Genomic DNA, 14,989 nt, shown 5'->3' on the forward strand with positions numbered 1-14,989 from the left:
AAAGTTAAAGGCTTATTTTTAAAGCCAGGGGCAGCGTATGGTAACCCTTTCGCGACTTTTCATTCATCCCGTCAAATCGATGCGGGGAATGGGACTCAGCCACGCTTATGCAGACAGCAGCGGGCTGGCCTTCGATCGTATATTTATGGTGACGGAAACCGATGGCACCTTCATTACCGCCCGTCAGTTTCCGCAAATGGTCAAATTTATTCCCGCGCCGCTCCATGATGGTCTGCATCTGACCGCGCCGGACGGCAGCAGCGCGATGGTGCGCTTCAGCGATTTCTCCGTACAGCAGGAGCCGACCGAAGTCTGGGGCAACCATTTTACCGCCCTGATTGCCCCGGACCGGGTGAACCAGTGGCTAAGCGGGTTCTTCAACCGCAGCGTTCAGCTCCGCTGGCTGGGGCCAGCGCTTAGCCGCAGGGTAAAACGTCACGATGCCGTCCCCCTCTCTTTTGCCGACGGTTTTCCCTATCTGCTGGCCAATGAGGCCTCGCTGCGCGATCTGCAAAATCGCTGTCCGGCCAGCGTAAGCATAGAACAATTTCGCCCAAATCTGCTGGTGACCGGCGCGGCCGCCTGGGAAGAAGATACGTGGAAAGTGGTGCGCATTGGCGAGGTCATTTTTGATGTCGTCAAACCGTGCAGCCGCTGCGTATTGACCACCGTCAGCCCGGAGCGCGGGCAAAAGCATCCTTCCGGGGAGCCCTTAAGCACGCTGCAGCGTTTCCGCACGGCGCTGGATAATGGCGATGTCGATTTTGGCCAGAACCTGATCGCGCGAAATAGCGGCGTAATCCGCGTGGGCGATGCGTTAGAAGTGCTGGCCCGCGGGCCGGCGAAGGCCTACGGCGCAGGCGAGAGTGATACTACGCCGGCACCTGAAGCGCAGGAGAACGCGACGGTGGAAATAGCGTGGCAGGGAGTGAGTTTTACCGGTAATAATCAGCAAATCTTGCTGGAGCAGCTGGAACAACAGGGAATTCGTATTCCTTACTCCTGTCGGGCTGGGATTTGCGGCAGCTGCCGCATCCGGCTGGAAGAAGGAGAAGTCAGCGCGCTGAAGAAAAACGCGGTCGCCGCAGATGGCACCATTTTATGCTGTAGCTGCGTGCCGAAAACCGCGGTGAGGCTGGCGCCTTAAACCGCCTGACCCAGGCTGTAGCTGGCGACGCCTGGCGCTGGCTGCAGCCTGTCGTTCATAATTTTAATCACGTCGCCGAGCTGCATCACCCGCCCGGCAAGCGTCAGACCGGGCTGGGCTAACAGGCACAGCGCGGCGTTTTCTCCGGGCTCAACCACCAGCAGATTCACCTGCTGGCCGGTATCGCTGAGCCATGCGCTGGCGGCATCGCCAACGCCGGGCTGCCAGCTCTCTTCATGCGTGTTGAAATGCCAGCTTTTCGGCATTTGCGGCTTGAGAAAACGAATAGCGACCAGCGCATTGAGTACTAATTCAGCACGCTGTTCTTTTGATAATTCGAGATCGCGGCACTTTTCTTCAAATGAAAAATAGAGCGCTGCGTCATCAACGCAAAATCCGGAAGGCGCGAAGGCGTCGGGCGTCAACATGCGGCGAGCAAAACGCGATCTGAATAACATACCATTAGCCAGATCGAGCATCATGCGGTCATGCTCTTCATCGTAATACCAGCGCCAGTTATCGTCAGGTTTGATCCGCATTTCTACCCCCGTCCTCTTCCACTTCCGTCTGTAATAAACAGGTAAACTGCTACAGAATATTTCAAAAATTAAGAAAAGACTAAAATGTCTAAATAAGCAACAATGAAGGAATATAAAACAACCAGGGCTATAAATAAAGCCCTGGTGGAGTATCAGAGGGGGAAAAGATTAGATATGGGTAACAATTTCTTTAATCAGCGGCGGGCCTTTAAAAATAAATCCGGAATAAATCTGCACCAGCGTCGCTCCGGCGGCTATCTTTTCCCGGGCGGCAATCACCGAGTCAATACCGCCGACTCCGATAATTGGCAGGCGGCCATTTAATTCCGCAGACAGCATGCGGATAATTTCCGTACTCTTCAGCTGCAATGGACGTCCGCTAAGGCCACCGGTTTCATCACAATGTTTCATCCCCTGCACCAGCGATCGATCCAGAGTGGTATTGGTGGCAATGACGCCATCTATATTATGCCGGACTAAACTGTCCGCTACCTGGATCAATTCTTCGACGGAAAGATCCGGAGCGATCTTTACGGCCACAGGAACATATTTTTGATGTTTCTCTTGTAGCTCGCGTTGCTTATTTTTAATACCAGAAAGCAAATCGTCCAGCGCATCTCCGTATTGTAAAGTGCGCAAGCCTGGGGTATTCGGCGAGGAGATATTAATGGCGATATAGCCGGCATAAGCATAGATTTTTTCCATACAAATCAGATAATCATCTTTGCCTTGTTCTACCGGTGTATCTTTATTCTTGCCAATATTAATACCCAGAATACCGTCAAAATGCGCCTTTTTTACGTTCTCCACGAGGTTATCAACACCGTGGTTATTAAAGCCCATGCGGTTGATCAAACCTTCGGCATCGACCAGGCGGAAGATCCTTGGCTTATCGTTGCCCGGCTGTGGACGCGGCGTCACGGTACCAATTTCAATGGAACCAAAACCCATCGCCCCGAGGGCATCAATGCACTCGCCGTTCTTATCCAGCCCGGCGGCCAGGCCCAGCGGGTTCTTAAATGTGAGCCCCATACAGGTTACCGGCTTTGTCGGTACCTTCTGGCGAACCAACATTTCCAGCGGGGTACCCGAAACACGGCGTAATTGTTGAAAAGTGACTTCATGAGCGCGCTCAGGATCGAGCTGAAAAAGGGCTTTACGAACGAAGGGGTAGTACATGAACTCTCCTGGATTCCCGGTGTGCAAACCGGGGGCGTATTATGTGCGATCCACCCCGGAAAGGGAATTGACCTACGACAAAAAATCTTACCTCCGACGCAAACGTTTACTTTTCTCCCGCTCGTTATGCACTTTCTGACAATCCAACGCCGGATAAATCATTTAGGGAAATAAAAGCGCTCTGTCACACTGCGGCTAAATGTTATCAATTATAGATAAATGCAAATATTTAGTTATAAGGAGAGAGTATGCGAGTCATCACACTTGCGGGCAGCCCGCGCTACCCTTCCCGCTCCAGCGCGCTTCTGGAATACGCCAGAGAGACGCTTTCGGCGGCGGATATCGAGGTCTGCCACTGGCATCTGCAGAATTTCGCTCCGGAAGACCTGCTCTACGCTCGCTTTGATAACCCAGCCCTCCATGCGTTAAATGAACAGCTTGCCGGCGCCGATGGGCTGATCATTGCGACGCCCGTCTATAAGGCCTCTTTTTCCGGCGCGTTAAAGACGCTTCTGGACCTGCTGCCGGAGCGCGCGCTGGAGGGCAAAATCGTTCTGCCGCTGGCTACCGGCGGAACCATCGCCCATATGCTGGCGGTGGATTACGCCTTAAAACCGGTACTCAACGCGCTGAAAGCCCAGGAGATCCTCCACGGCGTTTTCGCTGACGATAGCCAGGTTACGGATTATCAGCATAAACCGCAGTTTACCCCGAATCTGCAGGGCCGCCTCGACCAGGCGCTGGAAACCTTCTGGCAGGCGCTGCATCGCCCCAGCAGCCGCGCGCCGGCGCTGAAAACCTTACAGCGGGTTGAGCACGTTTAAAGTTCAGCGTTGATGCCCGTCACCAGGCAAAACGCTAAAGAATAAAGGAACACTGTATGGCGACGCTTTCGCAAAAACTCCTGATCCGCATAGCCCCCTGGCTTTTGCCGGTTGGCAGCGTGATTGTATGGCAATTCGCCTCTTCCGTTGGTTGGCTCTCTACCCGTATTTTGCCGTCACCGGAAGGAGTGCTCAAAGCCTTCTGGACGCTCTCCGCCAGCGGCGAGCTTTGGCAACATCTGGCCATCAGCTCATGGCGGGCGCTTATTGGTTTCAGCATCGGCGGTTCCATTGGCCTGGTTCTCGGGCTTATCAGCGGCCTGTCGCGCTGGGGCGAACGCCTGCTGGACACCTCCATTCAGATGCTGCGCAACGTGCCGCACCTCGCGCTGATTCCGCTGGTGATTTTATGGTTCGGCATCGATGAAAGCGCCAAAATTTTCCTCGTGGCGCTGGGGACGATGTTCCCGATTTATATCAACACCTGGCACGGTATTCGAAACATTGACCGGGGTCTGGTGGAGATGGCCCGCAGCTATGGCTTATCGGGTTTTGCTCTGTTCCGTCACGTGATCCTGCCGGGCGCCCTGCCCTCCATTATGGTCGGCATCCGGTTTGCGCTCGGCCTGATGTGGTTAACGCTGATCGTGGCTGAAACCATCTCGGCTAACGCCGGTATCGGCTATCTGGCGATGAACGCCCGCGAATTTCTGCAGACCGATGTCGTGGTCGTCGCCATTATTCTTTACGCTATTCTCGGCAAACTGGCCGACTTCAGCGCACAGCTTCTTGAACGCGTCTGGCTGCGCTGGAATCCGGCTTACCACCTTCAGGAGGCCAACGCATGACAACCGCGCGTCTTAATCCGGGGATCCCGCTGCTGCTAAACGGCGTAAGCAAGCGTTACGGCAGCAAAACGATTCTGAATGAACTCGATCTGCATATTCCCACCGGGCAATTTGTCGCGGTGGTCGGACGCAGCGGCGGCGGTAAAAGCACCCTGCTGCGGCTGCTCGCCGGGCTGGAAAAACCCAACGCCGGGCAGCTGCTGGCGGGTTCGACGCCGCTGGCGCAAATCCAGGAGGATACCCGGATGATGTTCCAGGATTCCCGCCTGCTGCCGTGGAAAACGGTGATCGACAATGTCGGCCTCGGGCTGAAGGGACAGTGGCGCGAGGCGGCGCTCAAGGCGCTGGCGAGCGTCGGCCTTGAAGACCGCGCCGGTGAATGGCCCGCGGCGCTTTCCGGCGGGCAAAAGCAGCGCGTGGCGCTGGCTCGCGCGTTAATTCATCGCCCCGGATTATTACTGCTTGATGAACCGCTGGGCGCGCTAGACGCCCTCACTCGCCTGGAGATGCAGGATCTGATTGTCTCGCTGTGGCAGGAGCACGGATTTACCGTTCTGCTGGTCACCCACGACGTCAGCGAGGCGGTGGCGATGGCCGATCGCGTTTTGCTGATTGAAGAGGGGAAGATAGGGCTGGATCTGCTGGTGGACATTCCCCGTCCGCGACGCACGGGTTCAGCGAAGCTGGCCGAACTGGAAGCGGAAGTACTGAATCGGGTGATGCAGCGCGGCAAGAACGAATCCTCGCCACGCTTAGTGAGCCACGGTTAACGACTGCGACGTTCCCCCGCTCGCGCTGCGCTTAGCGGGGCTACAGGTTTGGACTCGCGCTGGCGTTACGCCAGCGCTTTACTGATTTTCTCGAACAGATCCCCGGAAAGATTCTCCAGACCCTTCAGCTGCTCCAGCGCCCCGCGCATCAGCGCCTGACGTTTCTCGTCATAGCGTTTCAGACGAATCAGCGGCTCAATCAGACGCGAAGCCACCTGCGGGTTGCGGCTGTTCAGCTCAGTCAGCATCTCGACCAGGAACTGATAGCCGCTGCCGTCTTCTGCATGGAACGCCGCCGGGTTGCTGCCGGCAAAGGCGCCGATCAGAGAACGGACGCGGTTCGGGTTACCCATGCTGAACGAGCGATGATGCAACAGGCCGCGAACCGTCTCCAGGACGTTATCCGCCGGGCTGGTGGACTGCAGGATAAACCATTTATCCATGACCAGTCCGTCCTGGTGCCACTTGTCGTCATATTCCTGCATCAGCGCATCGCGGCACGGCAGCTGGGCCGCTACGGCCGCCGCCAGCGCCGCCAGCGCGTCGGTCATATTGTCCGCATGGTGATACTGCGCGCTAATCAGTTTATCCGCCAGCTCGGTATCGCCAAACGCCAGGTAGCGCAGGCAGGTATTACGCAGAGAACGCTTACCGATATCGGCATGCTCAACGCGGTAGCCGTCGAGCTTGTTGGCGTTGTAAACCGCCAGGAACTCGTCAGCCAGCTCTTTCGCCAGCGTGCGGGTCAGCGCTTCGCGCACCGCCGCGATGGCAAGCGGATCGATAATCGCAAACAGCTCCGCCATTTCATTCGCTGAAGGCAGCGTCAGGATCTCCGCCGCCAGCGCCGGATCGATCTTCTCATCCAGCAGAATCGCGCGGAACGCATCGGCGACGTGAATCGGCAGAGACAGCGGCTGCCCCTGCTGGTGACGGTTGACGTTGAGTTTGATATAGGTCGCCAGCAGGCTCTGCGCCGCGTCCCAGCGGGAGAAATCATTCCGCGCGTGGCGCATCAGGAAGGTCAGCTGCTGATCGCTCCATTTGTACTCCAGCTTCACCGGCGCGGAAAACTCGCAAAGCAGCGCCGGGACCGGCTGGAAGTAAACGTTGTCGAAAACAAAAGTCTGCTCCGCCTGGGTGACGTTCAGCACGTGATGCACCGGGTGACCGCCCTTCTGCAGCGGGATTACCTTGCCTTCGTTATCGTACAGCTCGATGTCGAACGGAATATGCAGCGGCAGCTTCTCCGCCTGCTCAGCGGTCGGCGGCGTGCGCTGGCTGATGGTCAGCGTGTACTGCTCCGTTTCCGGGTTGTAGTCATCATGGACGGTGACAATCGGCGTACCGGACTGGCTATACCAGCGGCGGAAGTGGGACAGATCGACGTTGGAAGCGTCTTCCATCGCCTGGACAAAGTCGTCGCAGGTCGCGGCGCTGCCGTCGTGGCGCTCAAAATAGAGCTGCATGCCTTTCTGGAAATTTTCTTCGCCCAGCAGGGTATGCAGCATGCGGATCACTTCCGCTCCCTTCTCATACACCGTCAGGGTATAGAAGTTGTTCATCTCAATCACGCTATCCGGGCGAATCGGATGCGCCATCGGGCTGGCGTCTTCGGCAAACTGCAGGCCGCGCATGGTGCGTACGTTATTAATGCGGTTCACCGCACGCGAGCCGAGGTCGGAGCTGAATTCCTGATCGCGGAAAACGGTCAGCCCTTCTTTCAGGCTGAGCTGGAACCAGTCGCGGCAGGTCACGCGATTGCCGGTCCAGTTATGGAAATATTCATGACCAATCACGCGCTCGATATCCAGGTAATCTTTATCGGTCGCGGTATCGGTACGCGCCAGTACGTATTTGGAGTTAAAGACGTTAAGGCCTTTGTTCTCCATGGCGCCCATGTTGAAGAAATCGACGGCGACAATCATATAGATGTCGAGGTCGTACTCGAGACCAAAGCGGGTTTCGTCCCACTTCATGGAATTTTGCAGCGAGGTCATCGCCCACGGCGCGCGGTCAAGGTTACCGCGGTCAACGTAGAGCTCCAGCGCCACTTCACGCCCCGAACGGGTTTTGAAGGTATCGCGCAGGACGTCAAAATCACCGGCCACCAGCGCAAACAGGTAGCACGGTTTTGGGAACGGGTCCTGCCACTGGATCCAGTGACGGCCATTTTCCAGCTCGCCCTGGGCCACGCGGTTACCGTTGGAGAGCAGAAACGGGTATTTTGCTTTATCGGCGATGATTTTGGTGGTGAAGCGCGCCAGAACGTCCGGGCGGTCCGGATACCAGGTAATGTGGCGGAAGCCTTCCGCCTCGCACTGGGTACACAGCGCTTCGCCGGACTGATATAGCCCTTCCAGCGCGGTATTCGCCGCCGGGCTGATTTCATTGACGATGGTCAGAGTGAAATGTTCCGGCAACCCGCTAATCACCAGCTGGTTATTTTCTTCCTTGTAGTCGCTCCACGGCTGACCATCAATCCGCAGAGAGACCAACGTCAGGTCTTCGCCATCCAGACGCAATGGCACATCAGACGTAGCCGCGTGGCGGGAGACCTTGCTCTCAGCCGTCACAACGGTTTTCGCGGCATCCAGGTCAAAGGTCAAATCGATATCGCTAATCAGATACTCCGGCTCACGGTAGTCGTGGCGGTATTTGGCTTGGGGCTGTTGTGTCATAAAAAACCTTTAGCGTGTCCTGTAAAGTGTCGACTCAGTCTATTCCTGTTGCGCAAATCTCGCTATGCAGAATCTTCATCTTTTCAATGCTAAACATGAAAATTGCTACATTTTGATAACACAAGAGGCACGAAATGCGCTCGACCAGGCGCAAAGCTTGTGGTGTGATGCGTGTTCAATATATTAAACTAGGCCTCGCAAATGACCGTCAGCGTCGCCATCAGCCGTCACCGCGGGACAGCGTCGGGTATTACAGGTATACTCCGCCTCCTTTTACCGCTTTGGTTTTGATGGAAACGCTCCAGTGAGAGGATGCTACTGCGCACCATGACCCAATTCACTTCTCCTGTACTGCACTCGTTGCTTGATACGGATGCCTACAAGCTGCACATGCAGCAGGCTGTCTTCCACCGCTACAATGATGTACAGGTTGCGGCGGAGTTCCGCTGCCGCGGGGACGATCTGCTCGGCATCTACGCCGATGCGATTCGCGAGCAGGTTGAGACGATGCGCGACCTGAGACTGCAGGACGATGAATATCACTGGTTGTCGAGCCTGCCCTTCTTTGCGCCAGACTATCTCGAGTGGCTACGCGGCTTCCGCTACGACCCGCGCCAGGTCACGGTCATCAATGACAACGGCAAGTTGAATATTCGCCTTTCCGGCCCCTGGCTTGAAGTTATTATGTGGGAAGTTCCGCTGCTGGCGGTGATAAGCGAGCTGGTACATCGCTATCGCTCGCCGGAAATCAGCGTCGATCTCGCGCTGGACACCCTTGAGCATAAGCTGACTGACTTTAACCGCCTCACTGCTGATATCGATATGTCGGGCTTCCGCCTGATGGATTTCGGTACCCGCCGCCGCTTCTCCCGCGAGGTGCAGCAGGCGATTGTTCAGCGTCTTCAGCAAGAATCCTGGTTCACCGGTACCAGCAATTACGATCTGGCGCGGCGTTTGAATTTGACCCCAATGGGGACCCAGGCTCACGAATGGTTCCAGGCGCATCAGCAGATCAGCCCGAACCTGGCGAGCAGCCAGCGCGCGGCTCTCGCTGCCTGGCTGGAAGAGTATCCCGATCGGCTGGGGATTGCGCTGACCGACTGCATTACGATGGACGCTTTTCTGCGCGATTTCGGGCCGGAGTTTGCGACCCGCTATCAGGGGCTGCGCCACGACTCCGGCGACCCGGTGGAATGGGGCGAGAAGGCTATCGCCCACTACAAAAAGCTGGGCATCGACCCGCTGAGCAAAGTGCTGGTATTTTCCGACAATCTCGACCTGACAAAAGCGGTTGATCTCTATCGCCACTTCTCATCGCGGGTGAATCTGAGCTTCGGTATCGGCACGCGTTTAACCTGCGATATTCCTCAGGTGAAGCCGCTCAATATTGTTATCAAGCTGGTGGAGTGCAACGGTAAACCGGTGGCGAAACTTTCGGATAGCCCGGGTAAAACGATTTGTCACGATAAAGCTTTCGTCCGCGCGCTGCGCAAAGCCTTCGATCTACCGCCGGTTAAAAAAGCCAGCTAGGTCATATAAAGACAAAATGCGTCCGCCAAAACGGGCGCATTTTTATTCGCCTCCGCTTATCACCCCGAGACGTTATCAAGCATTAAGAACCCCGGTCGCCCTGCATGGGATCATCGCGCTGAACGAATCTCTCTGAATATCAGGCTCTCACGCAGCAAAGTAGGCTATCTCCTTATTTATTTCCTAAAACCCCCTTTCTTGTGCGAAATCTACTTGTCTGATGGAAGATGACAGGTAACATAGATATCCCCCTGTTGCAGGGGAATACAGATTTTTCTATTGGACTAACAAGAGAGACTATTATGAGCGTTGTGCCTGTAGCCGACGTACTCCAGGGCCGCGTTGCCGTTGACAGCGAAGTCACCGTGCGCGGATGGGTGCGTACCCGCCGAGATTCTAAAGCTGGCTTTTCTTTCCTCGCCGTCTATGACGGTTCCTGCTTTGATCCTGTACAGGCCGTTATTAGTAATTCTCTTCCCAATTACAATCAGGAAGTGCTGCGCCTGACCACCGGCTGCTCGGTCGTGGTGACCGGTAAAGTCGTGGCATCTCAGGGCCAGGGCCAGAGTTTTGAAATCCAGGCCAGCCACGTGGAAGTCAGCGGCTGGGTGGAAGATCCGGATACTTATCCGATGGCGGCTAAACGCCATAGCATCGAGTACCTGCGTGAAGTTGCCCACCTGCGCCCGCGCACCAACCTGATTGGCGCGGTGGCGCGCGTTCGCCATACCCTGGCGCAGGCGCTGCACCGTTTCTTCGACGAGCAGGGCTTCTTCTGGGTTTCGACTCCGCTGATTACCGCTTCCGACACTGAAGGCGCCGGCGAGATGTTCCGCGTGTCAACGCTGGATCTGGAAAACCTGCCGCGCAACGAACAGGGCAAAGTCGATTTCGATAAAGACTTCTTCGGCAAAGAGTCGTTCCTGACCGTTTCCGGCCAGCTGAACGGCGAAACCTACGCCTGCGCGCTGTCCAAAATCTACACCTTTGGCCCGACCTTCCGTGCGGAAAACTCCAACACCAGCCGTCACTTGGCGGAGTTCTGGATGCTGGAGCCGGAAGTCGCCTTTGCTAACCTGAACGATGTGGCAGGTCTGGCGGAAGCGATGCTGAAGTACGTCTTCAAAGCCGTTCTCGAAGAGCGCGCAGACGACATGCAGTTCTTTGCCGAACGCGTTGATAAAGACGCTATCGACCGCCTGCAGCGTTTCGTTTCCGCTGATTTTGCCCAGGTTGATTACACTGACGCGGTCACCATTCTGGAAAACTGCGGTAAGTCGTTCGAAAACCCGGTCTACTGGGGCGTGGATCTCTCCTCCGAGCACGAACGCTATCTGGCGGAAGAGCACTTTAAAGCTCCGGTGGTGGTGAAAAACTACCCGAAAGACATCAAGGCGTTCTATATGCGCCTTAACGAAGATGGTAAAACCGTCGCCGCAATGGACGTTCTGGCGCCGGGCATCGGTGAAATTATCGGTGGCTCCCAGCGTGAAGAGCGCCTGGACGTGCTTGACGCGCGTATGGCGGAAATGGGTCTTAATAAAGAAGACTACTGGTGGTATCGCGACCTGCGCCGTTACGGCACCGTACCGCACTCCGGTTTCGGTCTGGGCTTTGAGCGTCTTATCGCCTACGTGACCGGCGTGCAGAACGTTCGCGACGTCATTCCGTTCCCGCGGACCCCGCGTAACGCGACTTTCTGATTTTTTTCTGCAATTTTCATCCAGGGCCAGCGCAAGCTGGCCTTTTTTTATGTCAATTTACGTTAACGAATATCAGGAAACTTAAACATCAACCATCCTGATTCACAATTATGTTACGCACTATTTCATTAGCGACCGCTAATTAAAACCGCACCTTATGTTCATAAATTGGCAAACATGCTGATTATATTGCTCGTTTTTTAACCAGTCACAGCACAACTTGCAACGACAAGATTTGAATAAAAATAAAGCAAAATGCTGACGTAAAATGCACAAACCCTCTCTTATCTAAATTAATCATAATTAATTCATATAGATATATAAAAACAGGTGATTTAATCGGCGAACAGGGGCGGAATGTTGATTGAGTTCACAAAGTTCCCAAAAATACATATTTAGTTACATAGGATTTCCTTTTGTTACTCATATGCGATATTGGTAGCATTTTCAGGCTAGCGAAACGTTGTTCTGAATGGAAAGATGCCTCCAGACACCAAACTATCATCAATAGTTCTGTAAATTTTTATTGACGAAACTTATTGACGGCAGTGGCAAGTGTTCATAAAAAAATATAAATGAGGGTAATAAATAATGATGAAGCGCAAAATTCTGGCAGCGGTAATTCCTGCCCTGCTGGTAGCCGGTGCAGCTAACGCTGCAGAAATCTATAACAAAAACGGCAACAAACTGGACTTCTACGGAAAAATGGTTGGCGAGCACGTCTGGACCACCAACGGCGACACCAGCAGCGATGATACCACCTACGCCCGTATCGGCCTGAAAGGCGAAACCCAGATCAACGATCAGCTGGTTGGCTACGGTCAGTGGGAATACAACATGGATGCGTCCAATGTTGAAGGTAAACAGACCACCAAAACTCGTCTGGCTTTCGCAGGCTTAAAAGCCGGTGAATACGGTTCATTCGACTACGGTCGTAACTACGGCGCCATCTACGACGTTGAAGCGGCAACCGATATGCTGGTTGAATGGGGCGGCGACGGCTGGAGCTACACCGACAACTTCATGACCGCGCGTACCAACGGCGTAGCCACCTACCGTAACTCTGACTTCTTCGGTCTGGTTGACGGCCTGAGCTTCGCGCTGCAGTACCAGGGTAAAAACGACGCTTCTAGCCGTGATGTTAAGAAACAAAACGGCGACGGCTTCAGCACCGCGGCAACCTACGCGTTTGACAACGGCATTGCGCTGTCTGCAGGCTATGCGAACTCCAACCGTAGCGGCGATCAGAAAGCTGACCGTCAGGGCGAAAAAGCTGAAGCATGGGCAACCTCCGCTAAGTATGACGCGAACAACGTCTATGCTGCGGTCATGTACTCTCAGACTTACAACATGACGCCGGAAAACGAAGGCAACTACTTCGCTAATAAAACTCAGAACTTCGAAGCCGTTGTTCAGTATCAGTTCGACTTCGGCCTGCGTCCGTCCATCGGCTACGTACAGACTAAAGGTAAAGACCTGCGCTCTCGCGCTGGCTTCTCCGGCGGCGATGCTGACCTGGTTAAATACGTCGAAGTGGGTACCTGGTACTACTTCAACAAAAACATGAACGTCTACGCTGCGTATAAATTCAACCAGCTGAACGACAACGATTACACCAAAGCCGCTGGCGTTGCGACCGACGACCAGGCCGCAGTGGGTATCGTTTACCAGTTCTAATCTGCAGTACACCCCTTCGTGATATGCCTAAAAAGCAGGACTTCGGTCCTGCTTTTCTGCTTTCCTGAGAGGAAGATCGTAACTTTCAAAAACCTTCTCGCTTTTTGTCGCAAACGGTTGGCAATTAACATAACTCCCGTTAACCTGATAGCGGATTTCCCTTCAGTAATCACAATGGAACCTCGTCATGTTTGAGAACATTACCGCCGCCCCTGCCGACCCAATTCTGGGCCTGGCCGATCTGTTTCGTGCCGATGACCGCCCAACAAAAATTAATCTTGGAATTGGTGTTTATAAAGATGAAACGGGTAAAACACCGGTCCTGACTAGCGTGAAAAAAGCAGAGCAGTATCTGCTGGAAAATGAAACCACTAAAAATTATCTGGGTATCGATGGTATTCCGGAATTTGGCCGCTGCACCCAGGAGCTTCTGTTCGGGAAAGGAAGCGCAATTATCAATGATAAACGTGCCCGCACCGCGCAAACGCCCGGCGGTACAGGTGGCCTGCGCGTCGCCGCCGATTTTCTGGCGAAGAACACCGACGTTAAACGTATTTGGGTGAGCAACCCCAGCTGGCCGAACCATAAAAGCGTGTTCAATTCAGCCGGGCTGGAAGTGCGCGAATACACCTACTACGATGCCGCTAATCACAAACTCGACTTCGAGGGGCTGCTGGCCAGCCTGAACGAAGCGCAGGCCGGCGACGTGGTTCTGTTCCACGGCTGCTGCCATAACCCAACCGGTATCGATCCGACGCTGGAGCAGTGGCAACAGCTGGCGCAGCTCTCCGTAGAGAAAGGCTGGCTGCCGCTGTTTGACTTTGCCTACCAGGGCTTTGCCCGCGGCCTGGAAGAAGATGCTGAAGGCCTGCGCGCTTTCGCCGCTCTGCATAAAGAGCTGCTGGTTGCCAGCTCCTACTCGAAAAACTTCGGCCTGTACAACGAGCGCGTGGGCGCCTGTACGCTGGTCGCCGCTGACCAGGAAGCGGTAGACCGCGCTTTCAGCCAGATGAAGTCGGTTATCCGCGCGAACTACTCAAACCCGCCCGCTCACGGCGCCTCGGTAGTGGCGACCATTCTCAGCAATGACGCGCTGCGCGCCATCTGGGAGCAAGAGTTGACCGACATGCGTCAACGCATCCAGCGTATGCGTCTGCTGTTCGTTAATACCCTGCAGGAAAAAGGCGCCAGCCGCGATTTCTCTTTCATCATTCAGCAAAACGGGATGTTCTCGTTCAGCGGCCTGACCAAAGAGCAGGTACTGCGTCTGCGTGAAGAGTTCGGAATTTACGCGGTGGCGTCCGGACGTATAAACGTCGCCGGTATGACGCCCGACAACATGGCGCCGCTGTGCGAAGCGATTGTTGCCGTACTGTAATCTCAGCGCAGGGCAAACAAAAGGCCGCATGTGCGGCCTTTTTTATATGCTGGTTTAGGTCACCAGACCGGCATTTCATCCTGCAGGAATGGGTTGTGCAGACGCTCATAGCCAAGGGTCGACATCGGTCCATGACCCGGAATAAACGACACGTCATCGCCCAGCGGCAACAGCTTGCGCTTAATCGCATCGATCAGTTGGCTATGGTCGCCGCGAGGGAAGTCGCTACGCCCTACTCCGCCTTTAAAAATCACATCGCCAGAAATCAACAGTCGGGAAGCAGGATCGAAGAAGACCACGTGCCCCGGCGTATGGCCTGGGCAGTGCAGCACCTGCAGGGAAATATTCCCCACGCTGACCGTATCGCCTTCGTTCAGCCAGCGATCTGGCTGCAGCGGCTGGCAATCTTCCAGACCGAACATCCGGCTCTGCGCCGGTAATCCTTCCAGCCAGAACTCATCTTCTTTTTCCGGCCCAATAATCGGCACGCCATAATGTTGTGCCAGCTCCGCCGCCGCACCAACGTGATCGAGATGACCGTGCGTGAGCAGAATCTGCATCAGGCTAACGCCTGCCGCCGCGACTTCCTGTTTGATTCGCTCAGCATCACCGCCGGGATCGACCAGCGCCGCCAGTTTGGTTTGTTCACACCAGATTAAAGAACAGTTCTGCGCGAACGCGGTAACCGGAATAATACGATAGTTCATGAGGCT

Annotated in this window: 12 protein-coding genes; 8 read left to right on the plus strand and 4 right to left on the minus strand. The window is 55.0% G+C overall.

Annotated features, from left to right (window positions below):
• The first annotated feature begins 37 nt into the window (after positions 1-37).
• The gene (locus ABLV30_RS27530; RefSeq protein ID WP_032695055.1) at positions 38-1,147 is read left to right on the plus strand and encodes a YcbX family protein; all 1,110 of its coding nucleotides are present in this window, start codon (positions 38-40) and stop codon (positions 1,145-1,147) included.
• Here the strand turns inward: ABLV30_RS27530 and zapC are convergent.
• Entirely contained in the window at positions 1,144-1,686 is a 543-nt protein-coding gene (gene zapC / locus ABLV30_RS27535) for a cell division protein ZapC (protein ID WP_004849504.1), read from the minus strand. The two genes, ABLV30_RS27530 and zapC, sit on opposite strands and share 4 nt — an antisense overlap.
• A 168-nt stretch (positions 1,687-1,854) precedes the next feature.
• On the minus strand, positions 1,855-2,865 hold the full coding sequence (gene pyrD / locus ABLV30_RS27540; protein WP_004130996.1) for a quinone-dependent dihydroorotate dehydrogenase: 1,011 nt from the start codon (positions 2,863-2,865) through the stop codon (positions 1,855-1,857).
• A gap of 248 nt (positions 2,866-3,113) precedes the next feature.
• On the opposite strand from pyrD, the gene ssuE reads away from it, so the two are divergent.
• The 3 genes from ssuE to ssuB are packed head-to-tail and all read left to right on the plus strand — an operon-like array spanning position 3,114 to position 5,307.
• Positions 3,114-3,689, plus strand: a complete 576-nt coding sequence (gene ssuE / locus ABLV30_RS27545; protein ID WP_009653287.1) for an NADPH-dependent FMN reductase — start codon at positions 3,114-3,116, stop codon at positions 3,687-3,689.
• A 56-nt stretch (positions 3,690-3,745) separates the two neighbouring features.
• Positions 3,746-4,537, plus strand: a complete 792-nt coding sequence (gene ssuC, locus ABLV30_RS27550; protein ID WP_004849501.1) for an aliphatic sulfonate ABC transporter permease SsuC — start codon at positions 3,746-3,748, stop codon at positions 4,535-4,537.
• Positions 4,534-5,307, plus strand: a complete 774-nt coding sequence (gene ssuB / locus ABLV30_RS27555; protein ID WP_014837971.1) for an aliphatic sulfonates ABC transporter ATP-binding protein — start codon at positions 4,534-4,536, stop codon at positions 5,305-5,307. The genes ssuC and ssuB overlap by 4 nt, the downstream gene beginning before the upstream one ends.
• A 65-nt stretch (positions 5,308-5,372) precedes the next feature.
• On the opposite strand, the gene pepN is transcribed toward ssuB, so the two are convergent.
• Positions 5,373-7,988 carry an aminopeptidase N gene (gene pepN / locus ABLV30_RS27560; protein ID WP_014228655.1) on the minus strand — a complete coding sequence of 872 codons (2,616 nt, stop codon included), beginning with the start codon at positions 7,986-7,988 and terminating at the stop codon, positions 5,373-5,375.
• Between the two features lie 327 nt (positions 7,989-8,315).
• Here pepN and pncB point away from each other — a divergent pair, with 327 nt between their 5' ends.
• The 4 genes from pncB (at position 8,316) to ABLV30_RS27580 (ending at position 14,276) form a co-directional block, all read left to right on the plus strand.
• Positions 8,316-9,518 carry a nicotinate phosphoribosyltransferase gene (pncB, locus tag ABLV30_RS27565; RefSeq protein ID WP_025107499.1) on the plus strand — a complete coding sequence of 401 codons (1,203 nt, stop codon included), beginning with the start codon at positions 8,316-8,318 and terminating at the stop codon, positions 9,516-9,518.
• Positions 9,519-9,820: 302 nt separating this feature from the next.
• Positions 9,821-11,221, plus strand: coding sequence for an asparagine--tRNA ligase (asnS, locus tag ABLV30_RS27570; protein ID WP_004849497.1), 1,401 nt, complete (start codon positions 9,821-9,823; stop codon positions 11,219-11,221).
• 591 nt (positions 11,222-11,812) lie between these two features.
• Positions 11,813-12,898: a porin gene (locus ABLV30_RS27575; protein ID WP_014228653.1), complete on the plus strand. Its 1,086-nt coding sequence runs from the start codon at positions 11,813-11,815 to the stop codon at positions 12,896-12,898.
• A 187-nt stretch (positions 12,899-13,085) separates the two neighbouring features.
• Positions 13,086-14,276, plus strand: coding sequence for an amino acid aminotransferase (locus ABLV30_RS27580; protein WP_048261058.1), 1,191 nt, complete (start codon positions 13,086-13,088; stop codon positions 14,274-14,276).
• Positions 14,277-14,335: 59 nt separating this feature from the next.
• Here ABLV30_RS27580 and ABLV30_RS27585 read toward each other — a convergent pair whose 3' ends face one another.
• Positions 14,336-14,983, minus strand: coding sequence for an MBL fold metallo-hydrolase (locus tag ABLV30_RS27585; protein WP_014837967.1), 648 nt, complete (start codon positions 14,981-14,983; stop codon positions 14,336-14,338).
• Positions 14,984-14,989 lie beyond the last annotated feature (6 nt).

Origin of the sequence: Klebsiella sp. CN_Kp113 (genome assembly GCF_040064585.1) — a bacterium.
GTDB lineage: Bacteria > Pseudomonadota > Gammaproteobacteria > Enterobacterales > Enterobacteriaceae > Klebsiella > Klebsiella michiganensis.

Excerpts from the sequence above, each read along its gene's own strand:
- ABLV30_RS27530 (WP_032695055.1), top strand. The coding sequence starts at position 38 with ATGGTAACCCTTTCGCGACTTTTCATTCATCCCGTCAAATCGATGCGG.
- zapC (WP_004849504.1), bottom strand. The coding sequence starts at position 1,686 with ATGCGGATCAAACCTGACGATAACTGGCGCTGGTATTACGATGAAGAG.
- pyrD (WP_004130996.1), bottom strand. The coding sequence starts at position 2,865 with ATGTACTACCCCTTCGTTCGTAAAGCCCTTTTTCAGCTCGATCCTGAG.
- ssuE (WP_009653287.1), top strand. The coding sequence starts at position 3,114 with ATGCGAGTCATCACACTTGCGGGCAGCCCGCGCTACCCTTCCCGCTCC.
- ssuC (WP_004849501.1), top strand. The coding sequence starts at position 3,746 with ATGGCGACGCTTTCGCAAAAACTCCTGATCCGCATAGCCCCCTGGCTT.
- ssuB (WP_014837971.1), top strand. The coding sequence starts at position 4,534 with ATGACAACCGCGCGTCTTAATCCGGGGATCCCGCTGCTGCTAAACGGC.
- pepN (WP_014228655.1), bottom strand. The coding sequence starts at position 7,988 with ATGACACAACAGCCCCAAGCCAAATACCGCCACGACTACCGTGAGCCG.
- pncB (WP_025107499.1), top strand. The coding sequence starts at position 8,316 with ATGACCCAATTCACTTCTCCTGTACTGCACTCGTTGCTTGATACGGAT.
- asnS (WP_004849497.1), top strand. The coding sequence starts at position 9,821 with ATGAGCGTTGTGCCTGTAGCCGACGTACTCCAGGGCCGCGTTGCCGTT.
- ABLV30_RS27575 (WP_014228653.1), top strand. The coding sequence starts at position 11,813 with ATGATGAAGCGCAAAATTCTGGCAGCGGTAATTCCTGCCCTGCTGGTA.
- ABLV30_RS27580 (WP_048261058.1), top strand. The coding sequence starts at position 13,086 with ATGTTTGAGAACATTACCGCCGCCCCTGCCGACCCAATTCTGGGCCTG.
- ABLV30_RS27585 (WP_014837967.1), bottom strand. The coding sequence starts at position 14,983 with ATGAACTATCGTATTATTCCGGTTACCGCGTTCGCGCAGAACTGTTCT.